Origin of the sequence: Okeania sp. SIO2B9 (assembly GCF_010672505.1) — a bacterium.
In the GTDB taxonomy this organism is placed as follows: Bacteria; Cyanobacteriota; Cyanobacteriia; order Cyanobacteriales; family Microcoleaceae; genus Okeania; species Okeania hirsuta.
Window position 1 is genome coordinate 1 of the sequence record NZ_JAAHGK010000592.1, and the last position, 4,510, is coordinate 4,510.

The 4,510-nt window shown below is 36.9% G+C and carries 4 protein-coding genes; 3 read left to right on the forward strand and 1 reads right to left on the reverse strand.

From position 1 onward, the window contains the following. Positions 1-366: 366 nt before the first annotated feature. The gene (locus F6K13_RS19695; RefSeq protein ID WP_161564608.1) at positions 367-531 is read left to right on the forward strand and encodes a hypothetical protein; all 165 of its coding nucleotides are present in this window, start codon (positions 367-369) and stop codon (positions 529-531) included. 602 nt (positions 532-1,133) lie between these two features. Next, positions 1,134-1,289: a hypothetical protein gene (locus tag F6K13_RS19700; protein WP_287288108.1), complete on the forward strand. Its 156-nt coding sequence runs from the start codon at positions 1,134-1,136 to the stop codon at positions 1,287-1,289. Positions 1,290-1,485: 196 nt separating this feature from the next. Here the strand turns inward: F6K13_RS19700 and F6K13_RS19705 are convergent, their stop codons facing one another. Next, on the reverse strand, positions 1,486-2,484 hold the full coding sequence (locus F6K13_RS19705; protein WP_124143699.1) for a hypothetical protein: 999 nt from the start codon (positions 2,482-2,484) through the stop codon (positions 1,486-1,488). Between the two features lie 621 nt (positions 2,485-3,105). On the opposite strand from F6K13_RS19705, the gene F6K13_RS19710 reads away from it, so the two are divergent. Then, a complete protein-coding gene (locus F6K13_RS19710) occupies positions 3,106-3,984 on the forward strand; it encodes a tetratricopeptide repeat protein (protein WP_124143698.1) in 879 nt (292 codons plus the stop codon). Positions 3,985-4,510 lie beyond the last annotated feature (526 nt).

The following is a 4,510-nucleotide window of genomic DNA, read 5'->3' on the forward strand; positions in this document are numbered from 1 at the left end:
TAGTATAGAGTGTAGAGATGCGGTTGGCTTGACCGTTAATGCCTGTGGATGAGTAACCGCCAACGGCCTCAGTAGAAGCAGGAAGTAAACGTCAATTTGTCACGTTATATGACGCTTTGTATCAGTTTTATAGAGCAGCTGTTCGATTCGTCTGGCGCAGAAGTTAGGAGTCAGAATGGTTTGGATAAATTTACTTGCTACTTTTATTTCGTGTTTAATTTTGCCTACTTATACCAATTTGATATTTGATAAATGTTTCTTACAGATGGTAGGGACTTTGCATGCAACTTCCCTACGAAATAACGAATAAGCAAGAAGGAAGAAGGGTTCAACAATTAATAATTAGGGTTTGCGTTCAAAAGTCTTATGGGTGAGGGTAGGAGTCAGGAGTCAGGAGACAACCCACCCCTCGCCCCTCCCCCTCCGGTGGAGGGGAAGACAGGAGAAATGGGAATTATAGAGGAGGTTAGGAGGAAGAATAGTCTCTTGATTTTTCTGCGCAACTATGCGCCTAAAATGCTAAATTTTTGAACCTAAGCGACCTAAAAGGTTGGAATTTTTTCAACTAAAAAATCCTAAAACCTTTATATGTCAATGCTTTTAGATTTATTCAGCAAGCCCTAATTAATAATTAATAATTAATAATTACCTCTTCTTTTCAAGGAGAGGTAAGACTAATCATGAAAATTTTTTCTTCTCTTGGTCGATTGGATATGGCGAGGAGACCCGTTCTTACAGACCCGCTCCGAAGATCGTCATCCCACCCTTCGGGAAGCTCCGAAGAGAGAACTCCGTTCCGCTGTCGCGAACGACCACTTGTTTCTCCTTTAAAGGAGAGGATTTTTACCTTAATTATTCGGTAAATTTTGAAAAAAAGGAAAAAACGATATAAATAACTATCTAAAATGAGCTGGAACACCTATTTTTAAGCAGCTCCGATCAATATCTACCTTTTTGTAGAATTCTTTTTTCAAATTCCCCAACATAATTTTATACTTATTGAACACTTCAGTTATTAGGTAATAATAATAGTTCACTCATATTTTTAGCAATTATTTATATGAAGTAAAGGTATTTTATTCGTTATTTATCTACTCTATACAGACGTTGCATGCAAGGTATCCCACATATTATTGAAGAAGGAGACAGGAGACAGGAGACAGGAGACAGGAGACAGGAGACAGGAGACAGGAGACAGGAGACAGTCGGAAAATTACATGGGGATTCTCACCCCAAGTAATTTTGAACACCGTGTAGACGGTGGGGTATTAAACCCACAAAGAAAATGATAAAATGTAGCAAAAATGCGTGATATTTTGTATTAATTTTGCATAGGTACTTAGATATAAAATTAAAGATAAAGATATTGATAATTTATTTGCTACTCCTTTCTTTCCTTTTTCCCTTTTTCCCAAGTATGCTAATTATGAGAAAATTCTCCAAACTTTGTCGCTCAAAACTCTAAAAAAACAAAAATAAATTATCCTACTCATCTGTATTTTTCTTTTTTTTAGTAGGTTTAGGAATAGGTTCTTTTCTTGTTGGAGCTGAATTTGCCGAATTATAATTCTGGGAAGTAGGTCTGCGAGAATAATTACTTCTTCTATTATCATTAAATGTTTTTCGACCTTTAAATGGAGGCTTACGACGATTATTAACAAATAGACTACCTATATCATTAGCATATTGAACGACAAGAAATGTATCCTGCCTTTGAATATGTAAATCCCAGAAACGATTCAGTGGGCGATCGCCTAAATTCCCTTTTAGTTTCAGCTTGAAAAACCTAGGAGTATCTTCATCCTTGCGAGGAGCTTGTTTAACTCTAACTATTATATATTCTTCTTCTTGAGATTGATAAATTACTTCTCCTCGGATGGAAAAATAACCATCATTTAAGCTTAATAAACTATCTATTTGATTCTCATCATCAGTAACAATAGTAGTTTGTTGAGAATTATCTATATCTTCTGATGTTTGTGGTATTTCTTCACTTTGATTATCTTCAGCAGTGGGAGAAATGGTCAAAGAAGAAGTAACATTATCTTTTGATTCAGTATTTTTAATTTTTCTGAGGGTTTCTGGTTCCCATACCCCCATAATTTGGATATGTAGGTCATCATTTTCTTGTCTAGTACGAGGATAAACAACCCACAGATGTTCCTCCTCTAGGTCTAAATGATTTTTTAATAGACTCATTACCCGACCTAACAATACAGCATCTATTTCTGAACCATCTGGAGTTTGTAAACTGCCCCGTGTAAATTGTTCTGTAGAAGGTTGATAACGACCTCGAACTAAACCTATAGCTCGATACTGTTTTGGTTCACTTGGGGGAGCAATTGGATGTTGTCGCACAATAGTATTATCTTGATTAGGAGTATCAATTTCATTTTGATCTAAATCTTGAGATTCCCAAGAATTTAACGGCTGATTATCTGTCACAGTTAAAGTATGAATATCTCGATCTTTCTCTTTGGCCATCTCTTTACCTGAAGATTTATTAGTTAATTTTACCGAAAAATTGGGGGATGTGCCTCGCCCTTATAGGGCAACTTTTTAATTGATTAAGTGGGAAGACATAAGCTATAGTATTATTGTCGCAGGTGGGCAATCCGAGACAATAAATCGACACTATTGTTATTAATCCAATTAGATTGTTGATTAATCCGTACATTTTCCACAATTCTTTAATTTTCTTGGCTCGTTTGCACAGCATACCGTAGGAAATGAAAAAAAATTGGACACGTATATAATGAATTGTGGAAATATTTGACAGTTTGCTACAATAACAAAGGCAAGAACCAAGCTAACTTAATTTAATTCTCAGGGTTGAAATCCTATACAAAACTTTTAAGAGTAGGTTGCCTATAAAGGTGGTTAACAAATCCATTAACCTTAAAATACCCGAAAATAATAATGGAATAGAGTAGCAAAGTTTTCAAATTAATCAAAAGCTTTTATTAGGTGGAATTACCACCGATTTTAAGCCTGTGGAGAAGATTAGGTGGCAACCTTCGGGTACTGCGCAGGAAGCTATTCTCCAAAGCTCAAACCGCAGTTTGGGTAAGTCTGAATAAGTTCAGTAGAACGGAATTTAATCTCATGGTAGATAAACGTCGTGGTTTTTTGATGGCGGTGGTGGTGTTGGTAATAATTGCTTTTTTAGGATTTTCTCTATCTCCTTTATTAGGGGGACTATTAGAGGCCAATCAAAATAATGGTCAATCCACTCCATCTTCAACTCAGACTCCTGTAGCAGATCAAGAAGCAGATTTGCTGGCACAAGCACGGGGTTATGAGTTAGTTTTACAAAGGGAACCAGATAATCAAACTGCACTACAAGGATTTTTACAAGTTAAGTTAGAGTTAATTCAATCAGGAAAGGGCAATATTGAGGATGTTATACCTCCATTAGAAAAATTATCTGAATTAAATCCTGGTAATACAGATTATAATGTACTGCTAGCTCAAGCTAAAACATATACAGGCGATCGCGAAGGTGCGGCTCAAATTTATCGTTCCCTTCTGGCAGCTAAACCTGGAGATTTAAAGGCTTTGCAGGGTTTGGTTAATTTGTTGTTGCAACAGGAGCGCCCGGAAGCTGCTATTGGCTTATTACAGGATACACTAAAAGCGGCTCCTGTGGCAAATCAAGTGGAAGCTGGAAGTATTGATGTGGTTTCAGTGCAGTTGATTTTGGGACAGGTTTATGCAGAGCAGAAACGCTACGATGAGGCGATCGCTGTTTATGATGAAGCAATTAAGGGCAATGCTGAAGATTTTCGGCCTGTTTTAGCTAAGGCAATTATGCTCAGAGAGCAAGGTAATAATGAAGCTGCTCAAGAGCTTTTCGATCTGGCAATAGAACTAGCTCCTGCAGGATTTAAAGATCAAATTAAGCAGGAAGTTTCGGCTAATTCCAGTTCCGAACCACAAGCATCTCCAGAATCAAATGCTACTGAAACTCAGGTAGAAGAGTAGAAAATAATTAGATTAGTATTAGCTCCAAATTAGTTAGGGTTTGCTGAAAAAGTCTTATGGGTGAGGGTAGGAGACAGGAGACAACCCACCCCCAACCCCTCCCAGGAGGAAAGGGGAATTTAGAGTAGGTAGGAGTAAGAATTGTCAGAATGATTTCTCTGCCCAACTATGCGCCTAAAATACCCTCCATGCATGAGCATGAAGAGCTGAAAACCAGGCACTTTTTTCGACCTCAAAAAGGCACTTGTCTTTATATGTCAATGCTTTTAGATTTAATCAGCAAGCCCTAGTTAAATTCAAAAACTAAACAATTTTGGACTTAAAGATTTATTTAATCTATTGAACTCTGATAAATTATCAGGGTCTTTTTTTTGCAAGTAAATAGCCAATACTAATTAACCCTACTCCCAATATTGTGACTTGATCTATTAGTGTTTGAGAAGTTTCTTGATGAGGATTAAGACTATATTTCCAATTTCCTACCTTTGCCATCATCAAGTCTGTTTGACTGTAGGTGTAAAGAAAC